Here is a 23,464-nt window from a genome sequence, read left to right on the forward strand (position 1 = left end):
ATGATGTTTATCCGGCCCGGAGGTAAATTAGCGCGAAATAATCAGGTGAATACCAAAGCCCGCAAACAGAGCGCCGGCAAAGCCATCAATCCATTTCGCCAGACGCTGATAGCCGCGGCGCATTTTCGGCAGCGCGAACAGGCTGGCGACTACGGTAAACCAGGCCAGCGTTTCCAGGGTAATTAACGCGAAAATACCCCAGCGCGCCGCAGCGCCGACGTTATCGCCGACAAACAGTGAAAAAACGGAACCAAAATAGATAATCGCTTTCGGATTCGACAGATTGGTCAGCAGCCCTTTGAGAAAACTGCGCCCGCTCTGCGCCAGTTCAATGTGCGGAGAAGACGCCGCCGCATCCTGTTTTTTCAGCGCGCCGCGCAGCATCTGATAGCCCATCCAGCACAGGTACAGGCCGCCGCCTACCATAATGATCGTATGCAGCCAGGCCATTTTTTCGATGATGAGATGCAGGCCAAGCAGCGCCACGCCCGCCCATACCATCACGCCGCAGGTAATGCCCAGTACGCCCATCATCGCTTCTTTACGCGAACGGCTGACAGCAGTTTGAGACACGAAGAAAAAGTCGGGGCCGGGGCTCATTAGCGCAACGATGTGCACCATTGCCACGGTGAAAAATAGCATCAACATAAAAATGGCTCGCGGGGAAATAGTTCAGTGAGTCACTATCCTGGCACTTTTTTGCCGGGCTGACTACTCTTCGTCATCACCATCGACATGCGCGCGGATGAGCGCCATGAATTCTTTCCCGAAGCGCTCCAGTTTGCGCATCCCAACCCCGTTAACGCTTAACATCTCGCTGGCGGAAACCGGCATCTGTTCCGCCATTTCTATCAACGTGGCGTCGTTAAAGACCACATACGGCGGGATATTCTCTTCATCAGCGATAGCTTTACGCAGCTTGCGCAACTTAGCGAACAATTTGCGATCGTAATTACCGCCGAACGATTTCTGCATCACGCGGGGTTTGAGGGCGACGATGCGCGGCACCGCAAGCTTTAGCGGAACGTCTCCACGGAGTACCGGACGCGCGGCATCCGTCAACTGTAATGCGGAGTGCTGCGCAATATTTTGCATTACCAGCCCCAGATGAATGAGCTGGCGAATCACGCTCACCCAGTGCTCATGGCTCTTTTCGCGTCCCATGCCATAAACCTTGAGTTTGTCATGACCGAAATCGCGGATGCGTTGGTTATTCGCGCCGCGGATCACCTCGACAACGTAGCCCATGCCAAAACGCTGGTTAACCCGACCAATGGTAGAAAGCGCAATCTGGGCATCGTTTAAGCCATCATATTGTTTGGGCGGATCGAGACAGATATCGCAGTTGCCGCACGGTTCTTGTCGGCCTTCGCCAAAGTAATTAAGCAATACCAGGCGGCGGCAGGTTTGCGCTTCGGCAAAAGCGCCCATCGCATTCAGTTTATGCCGTTCAATATCCTGAAGCTGTCCGGCTGGTTTCTCTTCCAGACAACGACGTAGCCAGGCCATGTCAGCCGGATCGTAAAATAGCATGGCTTCCGCAGGCAGTCCGTCGCGCCCGGCGCGGCCCGTTTCCTGATAGTAGGATTCAATATTGCGCGGGATATCGAAATGCACGACGAAACGTACGTTAGGTTTGTTTATGCCCATTCCAAAAGCGACGGTCGCCACCACGATTTGCAGATCGTCGCGCTGAAATTTTTCCTGCACATCGGCGCGAATAGCGTTTTCCAGCCCCGCATGATAGGCCGCCGCGCTAATGCCGCGACTTTGCAAGCGCGCAGCGGTATCTTCCACTTTCGCCCGGCTGTTACAGTAGATGATACCCGATTTGCCGCGTTGCTCCTGAACATAGCGCATTAGCTGGTCGAGCGGCTTAAACTTCTCCATCAGCATGTAGCGGATATTCGGTCGGTCAAAGCTACTGATCTGGATTAACGGATCGTTAAGCCCAAGCAGACGAATAATATCCTGGCGCGTGGTGTCGTCGGCGGTGGCGGTCAATGCCATAAACGGCAAAGCGGGAAAACGCTGGCGAAGCTGACCGAGAGCCGCATATTCCGGACGGAAATCATGCCCCCATTGCGAGATACAGTGCGCTTCATCCACCGCCAGCAATACCGGATTCCAGTGCGCCAGATGATCAAGAAAGTTGTCCAGCATCAGGCGTTCCGGCGCAATATACAGCAGACGAATCTGTCCGGTACGGCACCCCGCCATCACCTCAAGCTGCTGCTCGCGGCTTTGAGTGGAGTTCAGGCACGCCGCCGCCACACCGTTCGCCAGTAGCTGATCGACCTGGTCTTTCATCAACGAGATCAAGGGCGAAACGACGACGGTCAATCCATCCAGCAACAACGCGGGGATTTGATAGCACAGAGATTTGCCGCCGCCGGTGGGCATGACGACCAGACAGTCGCGACCGGAGAGCGCAGTATCAATAATCGCTTCCTGGCCCGGGCGAAACTGTTGGTAGCCAAAGGTTTCCTGCAAAACCTGTTTGGCCCCTGATTCCAGATTCAACACTTCCGCCTGCGCCACATTAACCCCGTTCACCATAAATCAAAACAGGCGCTATTTTCAGCGCCTGCGAGAGAAACTGCAATGTTTAAAACACAATCCAATCAGAAGATATCGTTAAGCATCACGCCGACGCCGACACGTGTCTGATTAAAATTATAGTCGATCAGCGATTCGCCATAGCCGCTGTACACCTGGGTATAAAGCCGGACATGTTTAGTGACCGGATAGCTTAATCCAACTTCCGCGCCGCCGTAGCCTGTATTCCAGTTGTACTGGCCTTTGGCGCTTAATACCGCCTCGCCCAGGTGATAACCGATTTTAAGCTGGTAATAACACATATATTTGGTGATGTCCGGATTATCGTCGGTACTGCCAATCACGTACCACGGTTTGACCTCTACCAGCCAGTTACCGTTTTCGGCCATCAGACGGGTATACAGACGGTTCCAGCTACGCGAGGTGGGGTCCGAACGTCCGTTAGAGTCATGGTTGTAGCCCATCTCTACGTCGCGCAGCGTCCAGCCGGCAAAGCGATAATCGGTAGCAAAACCAAGAAAAAGCTGCGGTTCGTAGTTGGTTTCGCGAAACGGCGAAGACTCTTTACTGTTGGAAAGCTGCCACCAGGATTTCTGCGTATAGGAAGCGCCCAGTACCGAGTTCGGCCCCAGTATTCCGCGCCACAGCGGAAACGCCAGGCTCAACTGAAATTTCACTTCATCTTTACGTGCGTTTTCAGACCAGTTGTAGGTACTTATGGCCTCTTTGTTCAGATCGCTGGTGTTCGTGTAGATCAAGTAGTTCGTGTCATAAGGGTAAAGCGTAAAAGGGTTATCATGCTCCTGTAGCATGTTAGCGATGATACTTCCCCGTACTGCGGGCGCATCATGAACCTCTTTTATCGTAGCTTCTTGTGCATATGCCGCTAATGGCAGTAGCGTGGCTGGCAACAACCCTCTCAAAATCGCCCGCATTCTTGACGTTCTCCTGACGAAGTATTTTCAGCTTGAATCATTCTCTGCCAACCATTTTTACATATTTACACACATAGCCGTTAGTTATCCCTTCTTAAAGTAGAAAACAACAATTAAGAAGCATAATATCAACATTTAATTAACCAATGGAGTGTCAGGAATCTATGTCCGCTGTACTTACCGCTGAACAAGCTCTGAAATTAGTGGGTGAAATGTTTGTCTACCACATGCCGTTTAATCGGGCGTTAGGGCTGGAGCTGGAACGCTATGAAAAAGCGTTCGCCCAACTGGCCTTCAACAACCAGCCGATGATGGTCGGCAACTGGGCGCAAAGCATTTTACACGGCGGCGTGATCGCCTCTGCGCTGGATGTCGCCGCCGGACTGGTATGCGTCGGCAGCACGCTAACTCGCCACGAAACCATCAGCGAAGATGAACTACGCCAGCGCCTGTCGCGGATGGGAACGATTGACCTGCGCGTCGATTACCTGCGTCCGGGCAGAGGCAACCGCTTTACGGCCACCAGTAGCCTGCTGCGCGCAGGGAATAAAGTGGCCGTCGCCCGCGTGGAATTACACAATGAAGATCAGCTGTACATCGCCAGCGCCACCGCTACTTATATGGTGGGATAAAAGCAGGTAAACTGTTGTTACACTTCAGATACGAGTTTTCCGGATGGACGCAAAACAAACACGGCAGGGCGTATTACTCGCTCTTGCCGCCTATTTTATTTGGGGGATCGCCCCCGCGTATTTCAAGCTGATCTATTACGTTCCCGCAGATGAGATCCTGACGCACCGCGTGATTTGGTCATTTTTCTTTATGGTGGCGCTGCTTAGCGTCAGCCGGCAGTGGCGACAGGTTAAGCGCTTACTGAAAACGCCAAAGAAGATTTTCCTGCTGGCCCTGTCCGCCGTACTGGTCGGCGGTAACTGGCTATTGTTCATTTGGGCGGTAAATAATCACCATATGCTGGAGGCCAGCCTGGGTTATTTCATTAATCCGCTGGTTAACATCTTGCTGGGGATGATTTTTCTTGGCGAACGCTTCCGTCGAATGCAGTGGCTGGCGGTGATTCTGGCGGTGTGCGGCGTGCTGGTGCAACTCTGGACCTTTGGCTCGCTGCCGATTATCGCGCTGGGGCTGGCGTTTAGTTTTGCGTTTTACGGCCTGGTGCGTAAGAAGATCGCCGTTGAAGCGCAGACGGGTATGCTGGTCGAAACGCTATGGCTGTTGCCGGTCGCCGCGATTTATCTGTTTGGCATCGCCGATAGCGCCACCAGCCATATGGGGCAAAACGCACTATCGTTGAACTTGCTGTTAATGGCGGCGGGTGTGGTCACTACGATTCCGCTGCTGTGCTTTACCGGAGCGGCTACGCGTCTGCGTCTCTCTACACTGGGCTTTTTCCAGTATATCGGCCCAACGCTGATGTTTTTACTGGCGGTGACGTTTTATGGCGAAGTGCCGGGCGCGGATAAGATGGTGACATTTGCGTTTATCTGGGTCGCGCTGGCGATTTTCGTAATGGATGCGATTTATACGCAGCGGCGTAAGCATTAAATAATAAAATGGCAGCTATTATCTGGCTGCCATTTTATGTTATTTCTTCTTAGTAAATAGCAATACAATAAATAATATAATATTTGTTACTGGAAACACGCCCAACACACCAATAAACTTATTCCAACCAACAAACGTTAAATAGCGGGCATGGATCTGGCAAAAGCCGAATCCCAACGCTATTCCAATCCCCCTCAAATTTAATGAAGTACAAATCGACAGTACACCGAGCAGGACAATAGCAATCACCCACCATCCAATCCAGGCTTTAATGAATTCGGCTTTAGAAAAAGGGTCTTTACCAAAATAAATTTGCCAGAAATTTTTCTTTTGCATTTTATGAAATCCATTCATTGAAATTGTTAATTACCAGATAATATATTTAATTATTATCGATTGCTGTACAGCGTAATTATCATGACATTAATTACCATTGCTGTCATTAGAAAATTCAGTGTAATATATTTACATGTGAGATCTGAAGTTGGTTATCAATATGGAAAAAATAATATGATTAGGATTATTAAAGATATTTTTCACCCTTCCCCAAGGGATACATTGAAGCGAGCAAAGTTTGTTATTTATACATTATCATCATGGATAATATTATTTACTATAATGCCTAAAAACCAATATCTTAATTTAATATTTATTATTGCCAATACCTATATCCATATTAATATTGGCGCGAAGAGAATCAGAGATTCAGGTTGCAGGGCACTTTATTTCATCGCATTGTCTATAGGTGTAAATATCTTCTGTACAGTCAGTGTCGCTCTCAATGGGGCTGATTGCGATAATATTGGTATACAACTCAATATTGCCTGGGTAATACTCACAACACTACTGCTATCTTTCATCGCTTCTTCAAAACAAGAACTTTCCTCATGATGAAGAACTTCCAACGGACTGGCGGTTAAATCGCCAGTCCGTATATTTTACAGCCAGTTCTTGCGCTTAAAGTACAAATACGGCGCAAGCCCCGCCAGAATCATAAAGATAATCGCGCCTGGATAACCAAAGCTCCACTTCAGTTCCGGCATAAACTCGAAGTTCATCCCATAGCTGGAAGCGACCAGCGTCGGCGGCAGGAACACCACGGAAACCACCGAGAAGATTTTGATAATGCGGTTCTGCTCAATATTGATGAAACCCATCGCCGCCTGCATCAGGAAGTTCACCTTCTGGAACAGCGATTCATTGTGCGGCAGCAGAGATTCGATATCGCGCAGGATCTCACGCGCCTGCTCCAGCTGTCCGCCCGGTAAGCGCGCCTTGCGCACCAGGAAGTTCAGCGCTCGTTGGGTATCCATCAGACACAGGCGTACCTTCCAGCCGATATCTTCCAGTTCCGCCAGCGTGGAGAGCGCTTCGTCGTATTCATCGCCCTGATGCCCTTCCATAATGACGCGGCTCAGTTTTTCCAGATCGCTGTAGATGTTTTCGATTTCATCCGCCAACTGTTCAATTTTGGTTTCGAACAGATCGAGCAGTAGTTCATAAGCATTACCGTCGACCATCGCCTGGCTGCGGGCGCGCATACGATACAAACGGAAGGCGGGCAGTTCGCGTTCACGCAGCGTAAACAGACGGCCATCGCGAATAGTGAATGCCACCGTAGAGTTACCGGCATGATCTTCCGCATCTTCGAAGAAGAAGAAGGAGTGGATATGCAGTCCGTCTTCGTCTTCAAAGAAGCGCGCGGATGCTTCGATATCTTCCAGTTCAGGACGCGTCGCCAGACTCTGGCCCAGCTCAGATTGTACGCGCAATCGCTCGTCGTCGTCCGGTTCGACCAAATCGACCCATACGGCATCAATCAGGCTTTGTGACTCCTCGACTTCCAGCCGGGTCAGTCGGTTTTTTTCCAGTTGAAATGCGCTCAGCATGACCGGGACTCCCAATGCGTAAAAATATCGGACAGTTCAGATGGGCACACAGAAACAAATTGGGTTTCAGACCATTAAACAGCCTGACTCAACGCGACGGGAAAAAATGAAAGGTCGCTGACAACCGCTAAGGCTATCAGCAAAAAGGGATAGCCTTAGGAGTTGATCCTGGATGACAGGATAATGAGCCAGTATCTACTGGGTGTGTCCAAGGCGAATGTCCTCTTAGCGTAATCGTGGGCGCATGTTACGCCAGCAAAAATTTGCCGTCAACACGCAACGAAACGCGAAAAAGCAATAATTTCCCCTTATGCAGAAAGGTTAGCAGAGTGAGAGTATTTATCTATGATTTCAGAATATTAACATCAATATATCGCCGGATGGCGGCTTCGCCTTATCCGGCCTACAAATCAAAATGTTAGCCAGCGCGTAAGCCGGATAAGACGCGTCATCCGGCACTATGAGAGTCGGTCAAACCGTTTCCAGCTTCGCATACGCGGCAACCAGCCATTTGATCCCTTGCCCCTGAAAAGCCACCTGCAACCGGCTATGCTCGCCGCTGCCCTCCAGGTTGACAATAGTTCCCTCGCCGAACTTCGCATGGCGCACGCGTTGGCCGAGTTTGTAGCCTGTGTCGTTTTCCGCCAGCGGCGTTCCCATTCGTTGATGGCTCACCGGACGACTGACGGTGGCGCGCAGACGGACCTCTTCCACGCACTCCTCCGGCAGTTCGCCGATGAAACGCGACGGGCGATGGTAGACCTCTTTACCATACAGACGGCGAGTTTCGGCATAGGTTAGCGTCAGCTTCTGCATGGCACGGGTAACGCCGACGTAGGCCAGACGACGCTCCTCTTCCAAACGCCCGCCCTCATCCAGCGACATCTGGCTGGGGAACATGCCCTCTTCCATGCCGACAATAAACACCTGCGGAAACTCCAGCCCTTTGGCCGAGTGCAGCGTCATCAGCTGTACCGCATCCTGCCAGGTATCCGCCTGCCCCTCGCCCGCTTCCAGCGCCGCGTGAGAGAGGAAGGCCTGCAACGGCATCAAATCTTCATCTTCGTCGTTGTAGCTGAACTGCCGCGTTGCCGTCACCAGTTCCTCTAAGTTTTCGATGCGCGTCTGGCCTTTCTCGCCTTTTTCTTGCTCATACATGGTGCGCAGGCCGGAATCTTTGATCACCCGGTCAGTCTGCACATGCAGCGGCATGTCGGCGGTTTCCTGCGCCAGAGCGTCAATCAGTTCCATAAAGCGTTGTAGCGCGCTGGCCGCACGCCCGGCCAGGGCTTTTTCCTGTAACAACTCACGGCACGCCTGCCACAATGTTAGCTGGCGATCGCGCGAGGTCTGGCGCACCACGTCCAGCGTGCGGTCGCCGATGCCGCGCGTCGGGGTATTCACCACGCGTTCAAAGGCGGCATCATCGTTGCGATTGGCAATCAAACGCAGATAAGAGAGCGCATCTTTGATCTCCTGGCGTTCGAAGAAGCGCATACCGCCGTAAATGCGGTACGGCATACTGGCCTGTAATAACGCTTCTTCCAGCACGCGCGACTGGGCGTTGCTGCGATAAAGGATGGCGCATTGCGCAAGCGCGCCGCCGTTATCCTGCCAGGTTTTGATACGATTAACCACAAAGCGCGCTTCATCCAGCTCGTTGAAAGCGCAGTACAGCGATATCGGTTCGCCATCAACGCCGTCAGTCCACAGCTTTTTACCCAAACGCCCATTGTTATTCTCAATCAGAGCGTTCGCCGCGCTAAGGATGTTGCTGGTCGAGCGGTAATTCTGCTCCAGACGAATGGTCTGCGCGCCGGGGAAATCATTGAGGAAGCGCTGGATGTTCTCTACCTGGGCCCCGCGCCAGCCGTAGATCGACTGGTCATCGTCGCCGACAATCATCACTTTACCGGTATCGCCCGCCAGCAGACGAACCCAGGCGTACTGAATGTTGTTGGTATCCTGGAATTCGTCCACCAGAATGTTAGTAAACCGCTCGCGATAGTGTTGCAGGATGTGCGGCTTGTTCAGCCATAGTTCATGAGCGCGCAGCAGTAGCTCGGCGAAATCCACCAGACCAGCGCGATCGCACGCTTCCTGATAGGCCTGATACACCTTCTGCCAGGTCTGTTCCACCGGATTGCCATAGCTTTGGATATGGTGCGGGCGTAGCCCTTCGTCTTTCTGGCTATTGATGTACCACATCGCCTGACGCGGCGGCCACTGCTTCTCATCAAGATTCATCGCCTTAATCAGCCGTTTAAGCAAACGCATCTGATCTTCGCTGTCGAGAATCTGGAAATCCTGCGGCAAATTAGCGTCCATATGATGCGCGCGCAGCAGGCGGTGCGCCAGACCGTGGAACGTCCCTACCCACATTCCGCCCTGGCTGGTCCCCATCAACTGGCCAATACGATGGCGCATTTCCGCCGCCGCTTTATTGGTAAAGGTCACCGCCATGATGGAGTATGGCGAATTGTTTTCTACGCTCAGTAACCAGGCGATACGGTGCACCAGCACGCGGGTTTTCCCGCTTCCCGCGCCCGCCAGCACCAGCATGTTGCTACGTGGCGCGGCCACCGCTTCGCGCTGTTTATCATTAAGGCTGTCGAGCAGGTAAGAAACGTCCATTGGCACCGCCGCGTAAAAACATGAAAACTAAAAACGCCCGGTGGCGCTTCGCTTACCGGGGCTACTTATCGTAGGGCGGATAAGCATAGCGCCATCCGCCAGAATAACTGGGAATTTATACAGAACTACTGGTGATTATATCAGCGAGGTGAGAGATGCCAACCGCGAAATTTCGATATGCGGCAGTAAACGGCTGTCCTGCGTCCGCATCAGGTCGGCATTTTCAGGTTTAATCCAGCAGGCCTGCATCCCACAGCGAATAGCGCCAGCCACATCGGTAGTCAGATCGTCGCCGACATGCAGGATCTCGCCGATCGGCACATGCAGCTTTTCCGCCGCCAGGAAATACATGTCGCTAAACGGCTTGGAACGCCCATCCGGGCCGGCGCGCAGTACAAACTTAAAGTAATCGCCGAGGCCAAACAGTTCCGGCTGGGCGTTGCCGTTAGTGATCGCCACCAGCGGCCATTTTTTCGCAAGCTGCTGTAACGTCTCATGGGTAGCCTGCGGAACCTCAATCTGGCTGCGCCATTTGGCAAAATGCATCATCGCCGCATTCGCGCCGGCAATGGCCTCCTGCGCCGATAATCCCGCATCCCGCATGGCCTGCTCTATCGCGCGATGACGCCAGCGGGTAACGTCATGATAGATTTCCGGCTCCGCTTCACGCACCGCCTGCCGTATCCGCTGTAAATCGACGTTTTGAAACGAACGTAGCGACGGGTGATAATTTTGCATAAAAGCGAGCGCTTCCTGCTCAGTACGCAAAATCACCGGACGGTTATCATAAAGGGTATCATCCAGGTCAAAGGTGAGCGCGGCAATACGCCCCAAAGGCCGGTAAAAACGCATTATTTCCCCCGTTTAGCGCGCGGATGCGCCGCGTCGTACACTGAAGCAAGATGTTGAAAATCAAGATGAGTATAAATTTGGGTGGTGGAAAGGTTGGCATGACCCAGCAGCTCTTGCACGCCGCGCAGATCGCCGCTCGATTCCAGCATATGGGTCGCGAACGAATGGCGCAGCTTATGTGGATGCACGTGGCTGTTTAGCCCCTGCTTTATGCCCCATTCGGCGAACCGTTTTTGGACATTGCGCGCGGAGATACGCTTGCCGAGCTTCGACAGGAATAACGCCTCTTCATCGCTGGCGAACAGGCCGCGCAGATCCAGCCAGTGCTCAATCCACGTCACCGCGTTACGGCCAATCGGCAGGCGTCGCTCTTTGCTGCCTTTACCCATTACCCACACTTCGCCGGTATCAAGATCGAGGTGCTTTATATCCAGGCCAACCAGTTCGGATAAACGCAGCCCCGCGCCGTACATGACCTCCAGCATCGCCCGATCACGTACGGCGAGCGGATCGTTAAGATCGATGTCCAGCAGGCGGTTAACGTCGTCGACATCAATATTTTTCGGCAGATGACGCGGCGCTTTCGGTGCGGAGACGCCCTTCGCCGGGTTAGCTTTCAATTCGCCCTGACTGACTAACCAGTCAAAAAAGCTTCGCAATGCCGAGAGACGTAGCGCCAGACTGGCAGGGCCAAGCCCTTTACGCCGACTGCGCACCGCAAAACTGCGCACAATCGCAGCGTCACATTGTTGCCAGCTTTTCAGCCCGGTTTCTCCGGCTAAAGCGATAATGGCATCAAGCTGACGCTGGTAGTTCTGCAGGGTAATGGGGCTAAGCTGGCGCTCCACGCCTAAATAGCGCAGGAACCGCGAGACATCCAGAGAAAGCGCGACATCCGTCATACGCGTTTAATCCAGCGTTCCAGCAGTTCCGGCAGCATCAGCGCGATCTCCTGTAAAAGCTGCGTCCCCTGCCCCGGCTGATAGTGGTGCGGGTCACGGCTGCTGAAGAGAATCACCCCGAGGTCGCCATCGCTGCCCATCATCGACATAGCTACCGAGCCTACAGCCTTCGCCTCCGGCAAGACCACCAGCAGTTCCGGGCCGTTTAGCGGGCCAAGATAATGCTGCGACTGTCCCAGCCGTTGAATACGCAGCGGCTCAAAGGCCTGACGGTTTAAAGCCAGATGTGTATAGCGCGATGGCGCGCCAAGACGCCACCGATCCGGGAACAAACGCAGCGTCGCGCCGGCAAGCCCCAAATCGCGCGCCCAGCGGTGAAACCGCACCAGCATCTCATCCAGACTATCCGCGGCGACCAGACGGCTTTGCAGATGCAGCAAGCGATAAAACAGGCTTTCATTGGCATGAGCCTGTTCCATCAGCAGCGTCATATTTTCTTCAAGCACATTGATGTGATTACGCGCGCGGGCCATATGCCACTCAACGAGCGAAACCGTTCCCCGCACGGGATGTGGAACACGCATCGCTTCAACGGCGTGGGCGTTACGGATAAAAAACTCAGGGTGGTGGCGCAGGTAATCGACGACCGCTCGATCGTCCAGTTCCGTGAGCGTTTCCTGTAGTTCTTCCTCTGGTTGCTTCATAAATGGATAAATCCGTCGTAGATATGTGCCGCCGGACCAGTCATGTATAACGGATGACCCGGACCTTTCCAGGCGATATCCAGCCGACCGCCCGGTAATTCCACGCGTACCTCTTCAGCCAGCAGTCCCTGCTGAATCCCCACGGCAACGGCAGCGCACGCGCCGCTGCCGCACGCGCGGGTCTCCCCTGCGCCGCGTTCATAGACTCGCAGCCGGATATGCTCACGTCTTACAACCTGCATAAAACCAATGTTGGCACGTTCCGGAAAACGCTCATGGCTTTCCAGAACCGGCCCCAGTGTTTCAACGGCCGCCGTGTCGACGTTATCAACCTGAATGACACAGTGCGGATTACCCATTGAAACCACGCCGCACAATATGGTCTGTTCCGCCGCTCGCATAATATACGTCTTTTCCGCTTTGTTGGCGCGAAAAGGCACCTGCGCGGGTTCAAAGTTTGGCTCGCCCATATTGACGCGTACCAGTTCATCTTCCGTGACGCTCAGTACCATCCGGCCATTCGCGGTACTGACCCGAATGTCGCGTTTATTGGTTAGCCCTTTCAGGCGAACAAATCGCGCGAAACAGCGCGCGCCATTGCCGCACTGCGAGACTTCACTGCCGTCGGCGTTGAAGATGCGGTAATGAAAGTCCAACTCAGGATCATAGGGCGGCTCAACCACCAGCAGCTGATCGAACCCTACGCCCAAGTGTCTGTCGGATAGCCGACGAATCAGTTCCGGCGAAAAAAAGACATTCTGCGTTACCGCGTCGACGACCATAAAATCGTTGCCAAGGCCATGCATTTTAGAGAATTGCATCATTCACTCCGTTCACGCGGGGACAGAAAACTATCCTCAGTAATTGACCTGGGACGGGCCATCTCCCGTTGCGCGATCGTTCTTATCGGGCATCGTGGACTGCGTTTGCGAATCGACTTTTTTCGTCGGCGGCGGCGCATTTTTATCGGCTGGCGGGAAATAAAGCGGCCCTTTCAAACCGCAGCCCGTCAGGCTGAACAGAGTCAGAAGTACAGCGAGTGTCTTAAACACGTTTTTCATTATGGATTGCCTGTAAGTTCATGCTTTCTATTTTCTATCATCGCAGGAGAAGGCGTAAAAGCAAGCGTTTAGGGGCTCTTTATAAAATCTGAAAAGCGGCGCGTTGCCATGATTATTGCGCATTTACATCAGGAAACATGCTTTGCTCATCACTTTAGGTTTACGTACCACGTCCGGATGACCTTATGCAATATCGTAATTTGTTTTGCCTTTTTTCGCTTTCACTTCTGCTACCTCCCGCCTGGGGATGCCGGCTGAGTGAATCTCCGCACAATGTTTATCAACGGCAAGGCAGCGGCGTGGTTTATCTCCAGCCAGAAGAGGAGAACAATCTTTCGTTGCCGGAGGTGAATTTCAAACGCCTGCGTCGGTTACCCAATTCATTGATTAACCCGGCAACTCAGGGCTGGAACTGGATAGCACAGCCCCCTTCCTGAACCAGAAAATTAACGCCGGAAAAGAGCACGGCTATTTTATGCGTGATAGCCAGCAAGGTCAGGGTATTCATGTCCTTAGCATCAATGGGCCGCTAAAAGTCACCGAGCGTTTTGCGTATGACAACCGCTATGTTTATACGTGGATTGGCAGCCAGCTTTACCGAACAGCATCCCCCTGCCCGGATAAGACGCATACTCTGAATAGGAACGTCATGTACACTAACAATAAAGATATCATCATCATAACGCGGGCGCAGGAATGCCAAAAATGACGTCGCTAAGTCATTTGGCGTGCTTGATTAAACATTTGAAAAACGCCCTTCGGGGCGTGGGGATCGGTTCATGCATTTACGTCATTATTGAAAGCATTATGCACGGCACGATAAACGGTGTTGAAGCTGCCGGAGTCCTGACGATAAGCGCGGTACTCGGTCTGCTTAGCGCTCTTTTGGATATCAAAGCAAAGCCGCGCGCCCCCTTAATCCTGTTGCATTTTCTCCTCTGCGGCGGCTGCGTCGCGCTGATGGTGGCAATGCTGTCGGCTCTGAACCATTTCCCGGTTAACGCGTCCGTCATACTTATCACCAGTGCGCTATTTATCGTCATTTATCTACCGCTGGGTTTTATCCTTTACCGCTCACAACGATAATTCGTATCGGTTCCAGAAGCTGACGCTTCCCCTTATACTGGCGCTATCACTCAATAGCGAGATAAAACAATGAACGACAGTGAATTTCATCGCCTGGCTGACGCCCTGTGGCTCACCATTGAAGAATGCCTCGATAGCTGGGACGGCGACAGCGATATCGACTGCGAAATCAACGGCGGCGTGCTGACCCTCAGCTTTGAGAACGGCAGTAAGATCATTATTAACCGTCAGGAGCCGTTGCACCAGGTGTGGCTGGCAACCAAACAGGGCGGCTATCATTTCGATCTGAAAGGCGACGAGTGGATTTGCGATCGCAGCGGCGAAACCTTCTGGGATCTACTGGAGCAGGCGGCAACACAGCAGGCGGGTGAAAAGGTGAGTTTTCGTTGATTTATTTGCCGGATGCGCTTTGCTTATCCGGCTTACTGTAGGCCCGGTAAGGCGTAGCCGCCACCGGGCGAAAATCCTCAGGAGAAATACTGCTGCAATAGCGGCGCGTCATGATCCTGGTTTGCTGGCGGCACGGTGTTGATAGGCTGCGTACGGAATGGGATCACCTGCGCGCGGCCATCGGTTTTCACTATCTGGTAGAACTGCGGCAGGTTAAAGTTGATAAAACTGGAGCCATACGTGAAGCGATCGTGCGATGACGAATAGAAGCGACTGACGTCGCGCACCAGTTCTTCCTTGCTACCTTCGCAGTGGTGATACACTTCCGCCCGGTTACTTTCATCCAGAATATAAATATTAAAGCCTTTCTCATCGCCCGTTTCTTCAAAGAAGAACTGGATAATCCCTTCGCTGGCGAAGCCATCCACCACTGACGGCAATTTCACCTGGTTGGTTTCCACCTGTACCGACAGCCCGTGCAGCTTGTTATGCGAAATCGCGCCGTAGAATTCGATAGCGTTCTCCAGCTTCTGCACCGAGACATTCAAGCGTTCGAAGAATAGTCCCCACGTCTGCCCGGAAACCCGCAGCGCCTTGAAGCGACCGGTCTCCTGACGGGTGCTGGAAAGACGTAGCTCGATACATTCGGAGACCAGTTGCTGCACGCGGGTGCGAATCAGACCGCGAAGATGCTGACTATAGCAGAACACTTCGACGCTATCCGGCGGCGCGGCATCCTGGTGCATTTTCCCCAGAATCGTTTTCAGCGCTTCGATCATCGCCTGCTCGCCGTTAAAGTGCAGAGTACGCACTTCGTTCCACGAGTTGCGATATAACAAGTCGATACTGCCTATCAGACAGTTTTGCTCTTCGCCAAAGCTGAAAACGTCCAGCTTACGGAAGTCAAAATGGACCACTTTATTGCGAAACGCCGCCGTCGGGTCATATTCGAGGTTAACGATAATCGCCAGATGGCGAATTTCACAGGGGCTGTAGAGCGCTTTCGGCGTCGGAGCAGGCAAGCGCAGCGGGAAATGGTGCGAAACATCGGCGACCATCTCCTGCAACTTAGGCAGGTCGACAATACCGTTGCCCTTAATAAACAGATGCGTTCGCGACGTCAGCAGGCCGTTGAACCACGCCCACGCGACCAGCTTATTAAGATAACGGTTATATTCCAGCGGCTGATGGCTGATGATGGAGTCCATGTTCGGCGCGCGGTTGTAGAGATACCAGCCTGAACGGTTGGCACGTCCCGGCGGCACATGGATAAAGGTTAAATTCGGCTCGGACAGATCCGGCGATATCTGCGGGTTCACCAGCGTGACTTTACCCGGCAACGCTTCAAACGCCGCGTACAGCTTACGCGTCAGTACGCCGATATCCTGCGGGCTGGCACTCACGCTGAGGTTGTTGCGCCGCGCAAAGCGAATCAGATTACGATAGCTCTGCATCATGGCGTCGAGCAATTCGTTGTGGGCTTCGCGCACCTGATCGATTTTCCAGTTTGCGCGATTATCGAGCATGGTCAGACGTGCGTCGTCCCATCCCCACTCGCTGACCAACTGGCTTAATACTTCCCGACGCCAGCCAACGCAGGCGCGCTCGCGACTTAATTTCTCGCACACTTTCAGGTAAAAGCAGCGGCGGACTAAATCCAGCCGCGTCGGATCTTCAATCGCCGTCAGGTATTCAGTGACCCGTTCCAGCATCATGCAGTAGGGATCGAGTCCAAACGACACGATTTCACCGTCATGCAGACGTTGTTTAATGTCTTTCGCCAGCAGACGTGGGTTGGGGTATTCCCATGAATAGGCTTCCAACAGCAGCGTTTTCAGCACCGCTTTGTACGGCGAGTCAATGCTCTTGTATAGCTGCCACAGGCTGGCGCCAAAGTACTCTTCGGCGGAGAGCGAGCTTAAGCCCCCCAGATCCAGCCATTCGTTTGGCGTTAATACGCCCTGCGCGTAGAGCGTCATGACATAGTCGTCGTAATGCTCTTCTTCGTCGCACGGCACCATACTCCACAGGATACGCTTCCCGGCCAGGCGCACAGCGGTACGATAAAACTCATCAAGCAACAGGATATGCTGCGTAGAACCACAGTCTTCCCCGCCCAGACTGCCGCTTTCGTTATGGCGGAAACGGTTCTCGTCGATCAGGAAGAAGCTCACCTCAACGCCAAGCGAGGCGGCCCAGCTTTCCAGCAGGCTACACTTACGTTGCAGCAACTGACGCTCTTCGCCGTCGAGCCAGGACTGATGGCACACCCAGATATCCAGGTCGGACGAGCAGCTCTGCCCGACCGAGGAGGTGCTGCCCATGGTGTAAACGCCGGTAATCGGCAACTCGCCCTTCGGCGGATCCTGCGGCGTCATACCGCGGTACAGCTCAAGTTCGTTCAGATAATGGCGTTGGGTTTCATCAGGCGTGTAGAAGCAAATACCGCTGGGAACGTTACCATCAAGGTAACCCGGCATCAGTGGATGGTGATAGTGCAATAATGTCGGCAGAAGACTGTAAACCTGCTGAAAAGCGGGTCCCATGGCAGCAAGCGCGCGATCCACACGCAGTTGATTTATGGCATCCAGTCTCTGTTTCAGAGTCTCAATATAGAGGTACAAGACGTATCGCCTGATGTTGCTACCCGTCATGGTGCAGGTCAGTACTTGACCGTCGCCATTCGGGATAAACCGTATGTCAAAAATAACCGTTACCCTTTCTCGCCTGCATATTTTTATCTAATACCGACGAAAAAATGGTCTAAAACGTGATCAATTTAACACCTTGCTCATTGACCGTAAAGAAAGATGCGCTACATACAAGTGTAGCACCGTTCGCTGCGTGTAAATTCTTAAATACGGGCTGGCGGTTTCTCGTCATTATTCACTGTCATTGACGACACTGCGCCTTATCCTCTCACTCACGGTGACCGGAAAACTAACATACTCTCTATAAGGATGTTAGGATGGTCAATGATTGATAATGACGGTAACAAGCATGTTAGACAATGTTTTAAGAATTGCCACACGCCAAAGTCCCCTTGCGCTTTGGCAGGCACATTATGTCAAAGACGCATTGATGGCAACCCATCCGGGACTGACGGTAGAACTGGTGCCGATGGTCACACGCGGCGACGTGATTCTCGATACTCCCCTGGCGAAAGTGGGCGGTAAGGGACTGTTTGTTAAAGAGCTTGAAATCGCGCTGCTGGAAAAACGCGCTGATATCGCCGTGCACTCTATGAAAGACGTTCCGGTGGCCTTCCCGGACGGTCTCGGTCTGGTGACCATTTGCGAGCGCGAAGATCCGCGCGACGCGTTTGTCTCGAATAAATATCACAGTCTGGACGATCTGCCCGCGGGTAGTATCGTCGGGACGTCCAGTTTGCGTCGTCAGTGTCAACTGGCGGAACGCCGTCCGGACCTCATTATCCGTTCGTTGCGCGGCAACGTCGGCACACGTCTCGGCAAGCTGGACAACGGCGACTATGACGCCATTATCCTGGCCGTGGCCGGTCTGAAACGCTTAGGTCTGGAGTCGCGCATTCGCACAGCCTTGCCGCCCGACGTTTCACTTCCTGCCGTAGGCCAGGGCGCCGTCGGGATTGAGTGTCGTCTTGACGACGCGCGAACGCAGGCACTGCTCGCACCGTTGAATCACTCGCAAACCGCGCTACGCGTAACGGCGGAACGTGCTATGAACACCCGCCTGGAAGGCGGTTGTCAGGTGCCGATTGGCAGCTATGCAGAAATCATCAACGGTGAAATTTGGTTACGCGCGCTGGTTGGCGCACCGGACGGTTCGGTGATGGTGCGCGGCGAACGTCGTGGTTCTCCCGAGCAGGCGGAGCAAATGGGCATCTCGCTTGCAGAGGAACTGCTGGAAAACGGCGCACGCGCGATTCTGACGGAAGTTTATAACGGCGAGACGCCCGCATGAGTATTCTGATCACCCGCCCCTCTCCCGCAGGGGAAGCATTAGTGAGCCGTCTGCGCGCACTGGGGCAGGTGGCCTGGAGTTTTCCACTGATTGAATTTGTCGCCGGCCGGGAGCTACCCACCCTGGCCGACCGCCTGGCGACACTGACGGAAAACGATCTGGTTTTTGCCCTTTCACAGCACGCCGTCGCCTTTGCTCACGCCCAGCTCCAGCGGGATGGCCGAAACTGGCCTGCGTCGCCGCGCTATTTCGCGATTGGCCGCACCACGGCGCTCGCCCTTCATACCGTTAGCGGGTTCGATATTCGTTATCCATTGGATCGGGAAATCAGCGAAGCCTTGCTACAATTACCTGAATTACAAAATATTGCGGGCAAACGCGCGCTGATTTTGCGTGGCAATGGCGGCCGCGAACTGCTGGGCGAAACCCTGACAGCTCGCGGAGCCGAAGTCAGTTTTTGTGAATGTTATCAACGATGTGAGAAACATTACGATGGCGCGGAAGAAGCGATGCGCTGGCATACTCGCGGCGTAACAACGCTTGTTGTTACCAGCGGCGAGATGTTGCAACGGATCTGGTCGCTGACTCCCCAGTGGTATCGTGAGCACTGGTTACTACGCTGTCGGCTATTGGTCGTCAGTGAGCGTCTGGCGCACCTCGCCCGGGAACTGGGCTGGCAAGATATTAAGGTCGCTGATAACGCCGACAACGATGCGCTGTTGCGCGCATTACAATAACTCTCATAATGGGATGCCATAATGACGGAACAAGAAAAATCCTCCGCCGTGGTTGATGAGACCAGGGAGAGCGTGGAAACCACGCCACAGCCAGTTAATACCGAGAAAAAAAGTAAGAACGGCGCCGCGCTGGTATTAAGCGCGGTGGCGATTGCGATTGCCCTGGCGGCAGGTATTGGGCTTTATGGCTGGGGAAAACAGCAGGCAACCGCGCAAACGGAAACCAGCGATGCGCTGGCGACGCAACTGACCGCCTTGCAAAAGGCGCAGGAGAGCCAAAAAGCGGAGCTGGAAGGGATTATCAAAAAACAAGCGGCGCAGTTAGATGACGCGAATCGCCAACAGGCGGCGCTGGCGAAACAGCTTGATGAAGTACAACAAAAAGTCGCCACCATTTCCGGCAGCGATGCTAAAACCTGGCTGCTGGCACAGGCTGATTTCCTGGTGAAACTCGCCGGACGCAAGCTGTGGAGCGATCAGGACGTCACTACCGCCGCTGCGCTGCTCAAAAGCGCTGACGCCAGTCTGGCGGATATGAATGACCCCAGCCTGATTACCGCACGACGCGCGATTACTGACGATATCGCCAGCCTGTCATCCGTTGCGCAGATCGACTACGACGGCATTATTCTCAAGCTCAATCAGCTCTCTAACCAAATCGATAACCTGCGTCTGGCGGATAACGATACCGATGGTTCGCCGATGGATTCAGACAGCAGCGAGCTGTCCAGCTCGCTAAGCGAATGGCGCGTTAACCTGCAAAAAAGCTGGCAGAACTTTATGGACAGCTTTATTACCATTCGCCGCCGCGATGATACCGCCGTACCGCTGTTGGCGCCCAACCAGGACGTCTATTTACGCGAAAATATTCGCTCCCGCCTGTTAGTCGCCGCGCAGGCCGTGCCACGCCATCAGGAAGAAACATACCGTCAGGCGCTGGATAACGTTTCGACCTGGGTTCGCGCTTATTACGATACTGACGACGCCGCGACAAAAGCCTTCCTGGAGGAGGTCGATAAATTAAGCCAGCAAAATATTACGATGGATCTGCCGGAAACCCTGGGAAGCCAGGCGATTCTTGAAAAACTGATGCAAACCCGCGTGCGTAATCTGCTGGCGCAACCGACAGTCTCTACGGCAGCGCCTGCCACGCAGACAGACGCTCCGGCAGCCGCGCCGCAAGGAGAATAATGATGCTAAAAGTATTATTGCTCTTTGTGTTGTTGCTCGCGGGTATCGTGGTCGGCCCGATGATAGCCGGTCACCAGGGCTATGTGTTAATCCAGACCGATAACTACAACATTGAAACCAGCGTCACCGGCCTGGCGATCATTCTCATCGTCGCTATGGTGGTGCTATTCGCCATTGAGTGGTTACTACGCCGTCTGTTTCGTACCGGCGCGCACACCCGCGGTTGGTTTGCCGGCCGTAAACGCCGTCGCGCCCGCAAGCAGACCGAACAGGCGCTGCTGAAGCTGGCGGAGGGCGACTATCAGCAGGTTGAAAAGCTGATGTCAAAAAATGCCGACCATGCTGAACAACCGGTGGTCAATTATCTGCTGGCGGCAGAAGCGGCGCAGCAGCGCGGCGATGAAGCACGCGCTAATCAGCACCTTGAACGTGCGGCAGAGTTGGCGGGGAACGACACCATCCCGGTCGAGATCACACGCGTGCGCTTACAGCTGGCGCGCAATGAAAATCACGCAGCGCGTCACGGCGTGGACAAACTGCTGGAGGTCACGCCGCGTCACCCGGAAGTTCTGCGTCTGGCGGAGCAGGCCTATATTCGCACCAGCGCATGGAGTTCTTTACTGGATATCATCCCATCCATGGCGAAAGCGCACGTCGGCGATGAAGCGCATCGCGCCATGCTCGAACAACAGGCGTGGATAGGACTCATGGATCAGGCGCGTGCCGAGCAGGGCAGCGAAGGATTACGCACCTGGTGGAAAAACCAAAGCCGTAAAACCCGCCATCAGGTGGCGCTGCAGGTCGCGATGGCCGAGCATCTAATCGAGTGTGACGATCATGATATGGCGCAGCAGATTATCATCGACGGTCTGAAACGCCAGTATGACGATCGGCTGGTGCTGCCCATTCCTCGCCTCAGAACCAATAATCCGGAACAACTGGAGAAAGTGCTGCGCCAGCAAATCAAGACGGTAGGCGATCGCCCGCTGTTATGGAGCACGCTCGGCCAGTCGCTAATGAAACACGGTGAATGGCAGGAGGCGACCCTGGCTTTCCGCGCCGCGCTGAAACAACGCCCGGACGCGTATGATTATGCCTGGCTTGCCGATGCGCTTGATCGACTGCATCAACCGGAAGAGGCCGCCGCCATGCGGCGCGACGGCCTGATGCTGACATTACAGAACAATCCCCCGCAGTAATTCCCTCTTGCCCGGTGGCGCTTCGCTTACCGGGCTTACCGCCTACACAAAATCATTCGGGATGCATAATAAATATCCTCCGGCATAGCCGGAGGTTTTTCTGATGCGCCTGTAAGGCTCTCTTACCAGCCGCGCCCTAACAGGCGCATACGATCTGACATTTGCATCAAACTTCGTTACTTACGGCCCGTAAACGGGCTGCCCGGATAAGGGATCGATAATTGCTCACCCATTTTATCCTCTTCAAGCTGGTGCTTTATGTAGTCCTGTATCTTCGCCGTGTTCTTACCCACCGTATCGACATAGTACCCTCTGCACCAGAACTCCCTGTTCCTGTATTTGAATTTTAGATCCCCAAACTGCTCGTAAAGCATCAGACTACTTTTACCCTTCAGATATCCCATGAAACTCGACACACTCATCTTCGGCGGGATCTCCAGAAGCATGTGAATATGATCTGCACAACATTCCGCTTCCAGAATTCGTACGTTTTTCCATTCACACAATTTTCTTAATATGCTGCCTACTGCCCTACGCTTCTCTCCATAGAACGCTTGTCTTCGGTATTTGGGCGCGAAAACTATGTGATATTTACAGTTCCATCGGGTGTGCGCTAAGCTCTTTTCGTCCCCCATTGGGACCCCCTTTTGATTTCTTGTTGAACTTTTGCAGTTGCCAGACCGCAAGATGTTTTAACAAATCAAAAGGGGTTTTAATAACTGACTTAAAGCTGAAAGCTTTCCGGAACCCCCAGCCTAGCTGGGGGTTTTCCATAGACAAAAAAACGCCTGCCCGGTTAAGGGGCAGGCGTCAAAACAGGTCTGTATGACAACATAAAGGGGTGCTTCACTCAACGTTGTGTCCAGGGTGTTTGATGAGGCGTAAGCGACATCTGTCAGTGGACGATAAGCACCGTAAACGGCTCTGCATCATTCCTGAGTTTATGAGGCCAGAAGGCGAACATAAGAGATGGAATGAGCATCTACCCGTACATTATTGCACATAACGTGCCATCTTTGCACCGCTAAAAAACAGGCGCAGGCGTTAAAAAAACGTAGAGAATTCACGCGATTGACATCCCCCCGCTGCTGGCGAGGTTTTAGCGTGTCGCCCGGCGGAGACAGAACAGGATGCTTTTTACAAAGTGATTATAAATCAATAGATTACTCGTCACCGAATAGCGACAAATAAAGTCTGGGATATCGCCAATAAACCATAATGGCAACACGTGCGGGATAAGTAGTTGAAAATGAACAGAAAACAAAAAACCCCGCCGAAGCGGGGTTCAAAATTGGTCGGCGAGAGAGGATTCGAACCTCCGACCCACTGGTCCCAAACCAGTTGCGCTACCAAGCTGCGCTACTCGCCGATATACTGCTTTTTTGAATTTTTAGTTCAATTCATTGAGTCGTGGTGCGAGGGGGGGGACTTGAACCCCCACGTCCGTAAGGACACTAACACCTGAAGCTAGCGCGTCTACCAATTCCGCCACCTTCGCGTTTCACAACTCTATATTAATGGGGTGGCTAATGGGATTCGAACCCACGACAACTGGAATCACAATCCAGGGCTCTACCAACTGAGCTATAGCCACCACTGAAACTTTTTACGCGGTATTAAACCACCGCAGCTCAAGCACCTAAATAAATGGTACGCCCGACAGGATTCGAACCTGAGACCTCTGCCTCCGGAGGGCAGCGCTCTATCCAGCTGAGCTACGGGCGCTTAGCGCCGTTGCGGGGGTGGATAATACGGACTTCACACCCCGCTGTCCAGTGCCTTTTTAAATAAAATGCGCGTTTGGTTATGCTTTGCGCATT

The 23,464-nt window shown here is 53.3% G+C and carries 24 protein-coding genes, 4 tRNA genes and 1 pseudogene; 11 read left to right on the forward strand and 18 right to left on the reverse strand.

The window, feature by feature from the left end; translation table 11 throughout:
* Positions 1–27: 27 nt before the first annotated feature.
* The 3 genes from rhtC to pldA all read right to left on the reverse strand — a co-directional run bounded on the left by rhtC (position 28) and on the right by pldA (position 3,494).
* A complete protein-coding gene (rhtC, locus tag HU143_RS22070; protein ID WP_000928814.1) occupies positions 28–648 on the reverse strand; it encodes a threonine export protein RhtC in 621 nt (206 codons plus the stop codon).
* 63 nt (positions 649–711) lie between these two features.
* The gene (gene recQ / locus HU143_RS22075; RefSeq protein ID WP_001533487.1) at positions 712–2,541 is read right to left on the reverse strand and encodes an ATP-dependent DNA helicase RecQ; all 1,830 of its coding nucleotides are present in this window, start codon (positions 2,539–2,541) and stop codon (positions 712–714) included.
* An 83-nt stretch (positions 2,542–2,624) separates the two neighbouring features.
* Positions 2,625–3,494 (reverse strand): phospholipase A, encoded by an 870-nt coding sequence (gene pldA / locus HU143_RS22080; RefSeq protein ID WP_023227027.1) that lies wholly within the window; start codon positions 3,492–3,494, stop codon positions 2,625–2,627.
* Between the two features lie 164 nt (positions 3,495–3,658).
* On the opposite strand from pldA, the gene yigI reads away from it, so the two are divergent.
* Positions 3,659–4,126: an acyl-CoA thioesterase YigI gene (gene yigI, locus HU143_RS22085; RefSeq protein WP_001277136.1), complete on the forward strand. Its 468-nt coding sequence runs from the start codon at positions 3,659–3,661 to the stop codon at positions 4,124–4,126.
* A gap of 43 nt (positions 4,127–4,169) precedes the next feature.
* Positions 4,170–5,057: an EamA family transporter RarD gene (rarD, locus tag HU143_RS22090; protein ID WP_001631499.1), complete on the forward strand. Its 888-nt coding sequence runs from the start codon at positions 4,170–4,172 to the stop codon at positions 5,055–5,057.
* Positions 5,058–5,096: 39 nt separating this feature from the next.
* On the opposite strand, the gene HU143_RS22095 is transcribed toward rarD, so the two are convergent.
* Positions 5,097–5,393, reverse strand: coding sequence for a hypothetical protein (locus tag HU143_RS22095; RefSeq protein ID WP_001170054.1), 297 nt, complete (start codon positions 5,391–5,393; stop codon positions 5,097–5,099).
* A 174-nt stretch (positions 5,394–5,567) separates the two neighbouring features.
* On the opposite strand from HU143_RS22095, the gene HU143_RS22100 reads away from it, so the two are divergent.
* Positions 5,568–5,948: a hypothetical protein gene (locus HU143_RS22100; RefSeq protein WP_023227026.1), complete on the forward strand. Its 381-nt coding sequence runs from the start codon at positions 5,568–5,570 to the stop codon at positions 5,946–5,948.
* Between the two features lie 47 nt (positions 5,949–5,995).
* Here HU143_RS22100 and corA read toward each other — a convergent pair whose 3' ends face one another.
* From corA to lptM, 8 genes are all read right to left on the reverse strand, one after another.
* Positions 5,996–6,946, reverse strand: a complete 951-nt coding sequence (corA, locus tag HU143_RS22105) for a magnesium/cobalt transporter CorA (RefSeq protein WP_000947139.1) — start codon at positions 6,944–6,946, stop codon at positions 5,996–5,998.
* Positions 6,947–7,101: 155 nt separating this feature from the next.
* Complete coding sequence (ysgD, locus tag HU143_RS24680) at positions 7,102–7,158, reverse strand: YsgD/CorL family protein (RefSeq protein ID WP_212723238.1); 57 nt, start codon at positions 7,156–7,158, stop codon at positions 7,102–7,104.
* 259 nt (positions 7,159–7,417) lie between these two features.
* A complete protein-coding gene (gene uvrD / locus HU143_RS22110; protein WP_000383436.1) occupies positions 7,418–9,580 on the reverse strand; it encodes a DNA helicase II in 2,163 nt (720 codons plus the stop codon).
* 135 nt (positions 9,581–9,715) lie between these two features.
* Positions 9,716–10,432 carry a 5-amino-6-(5-phospho-D-ribitylamino)uracil phosphatase YigB gene (gene yigB, locus HU143_RS22115; protein ID WP_001213560.1) on the reverse strand — a complete coding sequence of 239 codons (717 nt, stop codon included), beginning with the start codon at positions 10,430–10,432 and terminating at the stop codon, positions 9,716–9,718.
* Positions 10,432–11,334, reverse strand: a complete 903-nt coding sequence (gene xerC / locus HU143_RS22120) for a tyrosine recombinase XerC (RefSeq protein ID WP_000132868.1) — start codon at positions 11,332–11,334, stop codon at positions 10,432–10,434. The genes yigB and xerC overlap by 1 nt, the downstream gene beginning before the upstream one ends.
* Positions 11,331–12,038 carry a DUF484 domain-containing protein gene (locus HU143_RS22125; RefSeq protein ID WP_000812763.1) on the reverse strand — a complete coding sequence of 236 codons (708 nt, stop codon included), beginning with the start codon at positions 12,036–12,038 and terminating at the stop codon, positions 11,331–11,333. Before HU143_RS22125 ends, xerC begins: the two co-directional genes overlap by 4 nt.
* Positions 12,035–12,859 (reverse strand): diaminopimelate epimerase, encoded by an 825-nt coding sequence (gene dapF, locus HU143_RS22130; RefSeq protein ID WP_001160671.1) that lies wholly within the window; start codon positions 12,857–12,859, stop codon positions 12,035–12,037. The genes HU143_RS22125 and dapF overlap by 4 nt, the downstream gene beginning before the upstream one ends.
* A 36-nt stretch (positions 12,860–12,895) precedes the next feature.
* The gene (gene lptM / locus HU143_RS22135; protein ID WP_000799903.1) at positions 12,896–13,099 is read right to left on the reverse strand and encodes an LPS translocon maturation chaperone LptM; all 204 of its coding nucleotides are present in this window, start codon (positions 13,097–13,099) and stop codon (positions 12,896–12,898) included.
* Positions 13,100–13,284: 185 nt separating this feature from the next.
* Between lptM and HU143_RS22140 the strand changes: the two genes are divergently transcribed.
* The 4 genes and pseudogenes from HU143_RS22140 (at position 13,285) to cyaY (ending at position 14,575) form a co-directional block, all read left to right on the forward strand.
* Positions 13,285–13,536, forward strand: a complete 252-nt coding sequence (locus HU143_RS22140) for a hypothetical protein (protein ID WP_001621231.1) — start codon at positions 13,285–13,287, stop codon at positions 13,534–13,536.
* A pseudogene (locus tag HU143_RS22145) lies at positions 13,506–13,808 on the forward strand (hypothetical protein); the annotation flags it as partial. The gene HU143_RS22140 and the pseudogene HU143_RS22145, both read left to right, overlap by 31 nt.
* On the forward strand, positions 13,796–14,185 hold the full coding sequence (locus HU143_RS22150; RefSeq protein WP_023227023.1) for a DUF3021 family protein: 390 nt from the start codon (positions 13,796–13,798) through the stop codon (positions 14,183–14,185). The pseudogene HU143_RS22145 and the gene HU143_RS22150, both read left to right, overlap by 13 nt.
* A gap of 69 nt (positions 14,186–14,254) precedes the next feature.
* The gene (gene cyaY, locus HU143_RS22155; RefSeq protein WP_023227022.1) at positions 14,255–14,575 is read left to right on the forward strand and encodes an iron donor protein CyaY; all 321 of its coding nucleotides are present in this window, start codon (positions 14,255–14,257) and stop codon (positions 14,573–14,575) included.
* Between the two features lie 77 nt (positions 14,576–14,652).
* On the opposite strand, the gene cyaA is transcribed toward cyaY, so the two are convergent.
* On the reverse strand, positions 14,653–17,199 hold the full coding sequence (gene cyaA / locus HU143_RS22160; protein ID WP_000281718.1) for a class I adenylate cyclase: 2,547 nt from the start codon (positions 17,197–17,199) through the stop codon (positions 14,653–14,655).
* Between the two features lie 376 nt (positions 17,200–17,575).
* Here cyaA and hemC point away from each other — a divergent pair, with 376 nt between their 5' ends.
* Genes hemC through hemY form a run of 4 tightly spaced genes read left to right on the forward strand, consistent with a single transcriptional unit; the run spans position 17,576 to position 21,644 of the window.
* On the forward strand, positions 17,576–18,517 hold the full coding sequence (hemC, locus tag HU143_RS22165) for a hydroxymethylbilane synthase (protein ID WP_001521319.1): 942 nt from the start codon (positions 17,576–17,578) through the stop codon (positions 18,515–18,517).
* The gene (gene hemD / locus HU143_RS22170; protein WP_023227021.1) at positions 18,514–19,254 is read left to right on the forward strand and encodes a uroporphyrinogen-III synthase; all 741 of its coding nucleotides are present in this window, start codon (positions 18,514–18,516) and stop codon (positions 19,252–19,254) included. The genes hemC and hemD overlap by 4 nt, the downstream gene beginning before the upstream one ends.
* Positions 19,255–19,275: 21 nt before the next feature.
* On the forward strand, positions 19,276–20,445 hold the full coding sequence (hemX, locus tag HU143_RS22175; protein ID WP_000138962.1) for a uroporphyrinogen-III C-methyltransferase: 1,170 nt from the start codon (positions 19,276–19,278) through the stop codon (positions 20,443–20,445).
* A gap of 2 nt (positions 20,446–20,447) precedes the next feature.
* Positions 20,448–21,644 carry a protoheme IX biogenesis protein HemY gene (gene hemY / locus HU143_RS22180; protein ID WP_001546072.1) on the forward strand — a complete coding sequence of 399 codons (1,197 nt, stop codon included), beginning with the start codon at positions 20,448–20,450 and terminating at the stop codon, positions 21,642–21,644.
* Between the two features lie 176 nt (positions 21,645–21,820).
* Here the strand turns inward: hemY and tnpA are convergent, their stop codons facing one another.
* From tnpA to HU143_RS22205, 5 genes are all read right to left on the reverse strand, one after another.
* Complete coding sequence (tnpA, locus tag HU143_RS22185) at positions 21,821–22,279, reverse strand: IS200/IS605-like element IS200F family transposase (protein WP_000502119.1); 459 nt, start codon at positions 22,277–22,279, stop codon at positions 21,821–21,823.
* Positions 22,280–22,936: 657 nt separating this feature from the next.
* A tRNA-Pro gene (locus HU143_RS22190) sits at positions 22,937–23,013 on the reverse strand.
* A 42-nt stretch (positions 23,014–23,055) separates the two neighbouring features.
* Positions 23,056–23,142 (reverse strand) — tRNA-Leu (locus HU143_RS22195).
* Positions 23,143–23,162: 20 nt separating this feature from the next.
* A tRNA-His gene (locus tag HU143_RS22200) sits at positions 23,163–23,238 on the reverse strand.
* A 54-nt stretch (positions 23,239–23,292) separates the two neighbouring features.
* A tRNA-Arg gene (locus HU143_RS22205) sits at positions 23,293–23,369 on the reverse strand.
* Positions 23,370–23,464: the final 95 nt, after the last annotated feature.

Origin of the sequence: Salmonella sp. SJTUF14076 (assembly GCF_015534835.1) — a bacterium.
In the GTDB taxonomy this organism is placed as follows: Bacteria; Pseudomonadota; Gammaproteobacteria; order Enterobacterales; family Enterobacteriaceae; genus Salmonella; species Salmonella enterica.

Bases quoted from the DNA above. Each gene is read 5' to 3' on its own strand.
- hemD (WP_023227021.1), top strand. From the start codon at position 18,514: ATGAGTATTCTGATCACCCGCCCCTCTCCCGCAGGGGAAGCATTAGTG.
- HU143_RS22150 (WP_023227023.1), top strand. From the start codon at position 13,796: ATGCCAAAAATGACGTCGCTAAGTCATTTGGCGTGCTTGATTAAACAT.
- yigI (WP_001277136.1), top strand. From the start codon at position 3,659: ATGTCCGCTGTACTTACCGCTGAACAAGCTCTGAAATTAGTGGGTGAA.
- HU143_RS22100 (WP_023227026.1), top strand. From the start codon at position 5,568: ATGATTAGGATTATTAAAGATATTTTTCACCCTTCCCCAAGGGATACA.
- cyaY (WP_023227022.1), top strand. From the start codon at position 14,255: ATGAACGACAGTGAATTTCATCGCCTGGCTGACGCCCTGTGGCTCACC.
- HU143_RS22095 (WP_001170054.1), bottom strand. From the start codon at position 5,393: ATGCAAAAGAAAAATTTCTGGCAAATTTATTTTGGTAAAGACCCTTTT.
- hemY (WP_001546072.1), top strand. From the start codon at position 20,448: ATGCTAAAAGTATTATTGCTCTTTGTGTTGTTGCTCGCGGGTATCGTG.
- lptM (WP_000799903.1), bottom strand. From the start codon at position 13,099: ATGAAAAACGTGTTTAAGACACTCGCTGTACTTCTGACTCTGTTCAGC.
- rhtC (WP_000928814.1), bottom strand. From the start codon at position 648: ATGTTGATGCTATTTTTCACCGTGGCAATGGTGCACATCGTTGCGCTA.
- rarD (WP_001631499.1), top strand. From the start codon at position 4,170: ATGGACGCAAAACAAACACGGCAGGGCGTATTACTCGCTCTTGCCGCC.
- dapF (WP_001160671.1), bottom strand. From the start codon at position 12,859: ATGCAATTCTCTAAAATGCATGGCCTTGGCAACGATTTTATGGTCGTC.
- HU143_RS22125 (WP_000812763.1), bottom strand. From the start codon at position 12,038: ATGAAGCAACCAGAGGAAGAACTACAGGAAACGCTCACGGAACTGGAC.
- HU143_RS22140 (WP_001621231.1), top strand. From the start codon at position 13,285: ATGCAATATCGTAATTTGTTTTGCCTTTTTTCGCTTTCACTTCTGCTA.
- tnpA (WP_000502119.1), bottom strand. From the start codon at position 22,279: ATGGGGGACGAAAAGAGCTTAGCGCACACCCGATGGAACTGTAAATAT.
- hemX (WP_000138962.1), top strand. From the start codon at position 19,276: ATGACGGAACAAGAAAAATCCTCCGCCGTGGTTGATGAGACCAGGGAG.
- hemC (WP_001521319.1), top strand. From the start codon at position 17,576: ATGTTAGACAATGTTTTAAGAATTGCCACACGCCAAAGTCCCCTTGCG.
- uvrD (WP_000383436.1), bottom strand. From the start codon at position 9,580: ATGGACGTTTCTTACCTGCTCGACAGCCTTAATGATAAACAGCGCGAA.
- pldA (WP_023227027.1), bottom strand. From the start codon at position 3,494: ATGCGGGCGATTTTGAGAGGGTTGTTGCCAGCCACGCTACTGCCATTA.
- corA (WP_000947139.1), bottom strand. From the start codon at position 6,946: ATGCTGAGCGCATTTCAACTGGAAAAAAACCGACTGACCCGGCTGGAA.
- xerC (WP_000132868.1), bottom strand. From the start codon at position 11,334: ATGACGGATGTCGCGCTTTCTCTGGATGTCTCGCGGTTCCTGCGCTAT.
- yigB (WP_001213560.1), bottom strand. From the start codon at position 10,432: ATGCGTTTTTACCGGCCTTTGGGGCGTATTGCCGCGCTCACCTTTGAC.